This is a genomic window from Falsiroseomonas sp. RANM36, from assembly GCF_056682175.1.
Genome location: NZ_JBWXTD010000004.1, coordinates 699,817 through 703,655 on the forward strand (window position 1 = coordinate 699,817; position 3,839 = coordinate 703,655).

4 protein-coding genes are annotated in these 3,839 nt (G+C 71.9%); 3 read left to right on the plus strand and 1 reads right to left on the minus strand.

The annotated features are described in order from the left end of the window. On the plus strand, window positions 1-346 hold a 346-nt coding region (locus AC1MIR_RS17125; RefSeq protein ID WP_480029390.1), incomplete at its 5' end, for a dienelactone hydrolase family protein. 10 nt (window positions 347-356) lie between these two features. Here AC1MIR_RS17125 and AC1MIR_RS17130 read toward each other — a convergent pair. Next, a complete protein-coding gene (locus tag AC1MIR_RS17130; protein WP_480029391.1) occupies window positions 357-1,079 on the minus strand; it encodes an aspartate/glutamate racemase family protein in 723 nt (240 codons plus the stop codon). Window positions 1,080-1,197: 118 nt separating this feature from the next. Between AC1MIR_RS17130 and AC1MIR_RS17135 the strand changes: the two genes are divergently transcribed. Both AC1MIR_RS17135 and AC1MIR_RS17140 read left to right on the plus strand, forming a co-directional pair. Continuing rightward, complete coding sequence (locus AC1MIR_RS17135) at window positions 1,198-2,310, plus strand: S-(hydroxymethyl)glutathione dehydrogenase/class III alcohol dehydrogenase (RefSeq protein WP_480029392.1); 1,113 nt, start codon at window positions 1,198-1,200, stop codon at window positions 2,308-2,310. A gap of 14 nt (window positions 2,311-2,324) precedes the next feature. Beyond that, window positions 2,325-3,749 (plus strand): M20 family metallopeptidase, encoded by a 1,425-nt coding sequence (locus AC1MIR_RS17140; RefSeq protein WP_480029393.1) that lies wholly within the window; start codon window positions 2,325-2,327, stop codon window positions 3,747-3,749. Window positions 3,750-3,839: the final 90 nt, after the last annotated feature.

Here is a 3,839-nt window from a genome sequence, read left to right on the forward strand (position 1 = left end):
AAATCCACGGTCCAGCGCGTCTCGCCCGCCATGCGCAGCTCGACATCGTAGCGCGAGGCCTCGCCGGCCGCGGCCCCCCCCCCCGGCCCGCCCCCCCCCCCCCGCCGCCGTTCCGGCGATCCGTGCCGCGCTGCAGATCCACTATGCCGGGAACGATCCGCGCATCAACGCGATGTGGCCGGCTTTCGAGGCCGCGCTGAAGGCGAACAACGTGCGGCACGAGATGCACATCTATCCCGGCACGCAGCACGGCTTCCACAACAACTCGACACCCCGCTACGAGGAGGCCGCGGCGAAGCTGGCCTGGGAGCGCACGCTGGCCTTCTTCCGCCAGAACCTGGCCTGACCGCGCGAAGCTAGCCGAGAAGACGCGCCAGCTCCGGCGAAAGGCCGATCGTCTCCACCGGCGCATGCGGGACAAGCCCGGCCGGCTTCCCGCCGAGCGCCGCGATCGCCTCCCGCACGCCCGCCTCGACCGAGCAGATGACGGGCACGGGCACGCGGCCGGCCAGCCGCGCCGCCATGCCCGCGAGTCCCGCGCCGCCAAGGATCACGGCGCCGGCGCCATCCTGCTGGGCGCTGGCCGTGCAGGCCGCGGCGAGCAGCGCCAGTGCACCGTCCGGGTCGCGCGCGATCTCCCCGCCCGAGGGCGCGACGGTGCGCACGCCGGCCAGTCGCGGCGCATGGCCGCGCGCGGCGAAGAACTCCTCCAGCATCGGCCCCCAGGCCGCGCCGCCCGTCACCACGCCGAAGCGCGGCGCGAGCCGAAGCGCCGCCGCGGCAGAGGCATCCGCAAGCCCCAGCACCGGCACCGGCGCCACTTCGCGCAGCGCATCCAGGCCGGGGTCGCCGAAGCAGCCGATCAGCACCGCATCGGCGCCGGCGCCGTGCTCGGCATAGGAATCGAGCACCGCATGCGCCGCGACGGCGGAGGCGGCGCGCGAGGCGATGTAGCGCGCGCCGAATCGGGCCGTGGCGCCCTGGAAGGTGACACCGGGCGGGGCCAGCCCCTGCGCGATGGCGACCAGCTTCGCGGTGATGGCCTCTGTGGTGTTGCCGTTGATCAGCAGGATGCGCATGCGCCTGCATCGCGCCGCGCGCGGCCCGGCGCAAGCCATCCGGCCCCCGCCGCGCCGTCAAGACCGTGACGCCGGGCGCGAAGCGGCGCAAACTGCGGGCTCGGCAAGGAGACTGTGCATGAAGACGCGCGCGGCGGTGGCCTGGGCGGCGGGCAAGCCCCTGGAGGTCACGGAGGTCGAGATCGCCGGCCCGAAGGCGGGCGAAGTGCTGGTGGAGGTGAAGGCGACGGGCCTCTGCCACACCGATCTCTACACCCTGTCCGGCGCCGACCCCGAGGGGCTGTTCCCCGCCATCCTCGGCCATGAGGGCGCGGGCATCGTGCGCGAGGTCGGCGCCGGCGTCACCAGCGTGAAGCCGGGCGACCATGTGATTCCGCTCTACACGCCGGAATGCCGGCAGTGCAAAACCTGCCTGTCGCGGCGATCGAACCTCTGCACCGCAATCCGCGCGACGCAGGGCAAGGGCGTGATGCCCGACGGCACCAGCCGCTTTTCGTGCGAAGGCACGCAGGTGATGCACTACATGGGCTGCTCCACCTTCGCGAACTTCACCGTCCTGCCCGAGATCGCGGTCGCGAAAGTCCGTGAAGACGCGCCCTTCGAAAAAATCTGCTACATCGGCTGCGGCGTGACCACCGGCATCGGCGCGGTGATCAACACGGCGAAGGTCTGGCCCGGCGCGAATGTCGCGGTGTTCGGGCTTGGCGGCATCGGCCTCAACGTGATCCAGGGCGCGCGCATGGTCGGCGCCGACAAGATCATCGGCGTGGACATCAACCCCGCGCGGCAGGAGATGGCCCGCAAGTTCGGCATGACCCACTTCGTCAACCCGAAGGAGATCGGTGAGGACAAGGTGGTGCAGGCGATCGTGGATCTCACCGGCGGCGGCGCCGATTTCAGCTTCGAATGCGTCGGCAACGTCAAGCTGATGCGCCAGGCGCTGGAATGCACGCATCGCGGATGGGGCGAGAGCATCATCATCGGCGTCGCCGGCGCCGGACAGGAGATTGCGACACGCCCCTTCCAGCTCGTCACCGGCCGCGTCTGGAAGGGCACCGCCTTCGGCGGCGCGCGCGGCCGCACCGACGTGCCGAAGATCGTGGACTGGTACATGGAGGGGAAGATCGACATCGACAGCCTCATCACCCATGTCATGCCGCTGTCGGAGATCAACCACGGCTTCGAGCTGATGGAGCGCGGCGAAAGCATCCGCTCCGTCGTCGTCTATTGAGCAAGGGAACCTCCATGCAGAACGAAGAAGAGATCTGGCGCCTGGTGGATGCGAAGCGCACGGCGTTCAACGCGCTCGCCGACCGCGTCTGGGCCATGCCGGAGCTCTGCTACGACGAGCACCGCTCCGCCGCCGAGCACAAGGCGATGCTGGAGCGCGAGGGCTTTCGGATCACCGACAAGGTCGCAGGCATCCCGACCGCGGTGATGGGCGAGGCCGGCGAGGGCGGGCCGGTCATCGCCATCCTCGGCGAATACGATGCGCTGCCGGGCCTTTCGCAGGAAGCCGGCATCGCCGAGCCGAAGCCCATCCCGGGCGAGATGCGCGGGCATGGCTGCGGCCACAACCTGCTCGGCGCCGGCGCGATGCTCGCCGCCTCCGCGGTGAAGGACTGGCTGGCGGCGAACGGCATGAAGGGCCGCGTGCGCTACTATGGCTGCCCGGCCGAGGAAGGCGGCGCGGCCAAGGGGTTCATGGTGCGCGACGGCGCCTTCGACGACGTGGACATCGCCATCACCTGGCACCCGGACTACTTCGCCGGCGTGATCGAGGCGCTGAGCCTGGCGAACACCCGCATCGACTTCACCTTCACCGGCCGCGCCGCGCATGCCGCGGCCTCGCCGCATCTCGGCCGATCCGCGCTCGACGCGGTGGAGCTGATGAATGTCGGCGTGAACTACATGCGCGAGCACATGCCCTCGGATGCGCGCATCCACTACGCCTATCTCGACGCCGGCGGCATCGCGCCGAACGTGGTGCAGGCGCGCGCCAAGGTGCGCTACCTCATCCGCGCCGCCAGCGTGCTGGAGCTGCGCGGCCTGGTCGAGCGCGTGCGCAAGATCGCCGAGGGCGCGGCGCTGATGACCGAGACCCGGGTGGAGACCGAGGTCGTCTCCGCGGTCTGCGAGCTGCTCGGCAACACGCCGCTGGAAGCCGCGATGCAGCGCAACCTGGACCGCCTCGGCCCACCCGTCTTCGCCGAGACGGACCGCGCCTTCGCCCAGGCGATCCAGGACACGCTGAGCGACGCCGACATCGCCGCCGCCTATCGCCGCCACGGCCTGCCCGCCAGGCGCGGCAAGCCGCTGCACGACGCGCTCGTGGCGCCGGCGGAGAAGAGCGTCGCGATGGTGGGCTCCACCGATGTCGGCGACGTCTCGCAGAAGGTGCCGACGGTGCAGGCCCGCGGCGCCACCTGGGCGGTCGGCACACCGTTCCACTCCTGGCAGGCGGTGGCGCAGGGCAAGTCGCCGGCCGCCCACGCGGCGATGGCGCATGTGGCGAAGGTGATGGCCGGCACCGCACTCGACGCGCTGCGCGATCCGGCGCTGATCGCCGCCGCGAAGGAGGATCTGCGCCGCCGCATGGGCGGCCGCCCCTATGAGAGCCCGCTGCCGGCCGAGGCGAAGCCGGCGCTCAACATGTCCACGGCGTCCTAGGACACCGCCCGCCCCCCCCCCGGGGGGGGGGGGGGGGGGGGGGGGTTGCCCCCCCCCGGGGGGGGCGCCCGGGGGGGGCGGGGCCCGGGG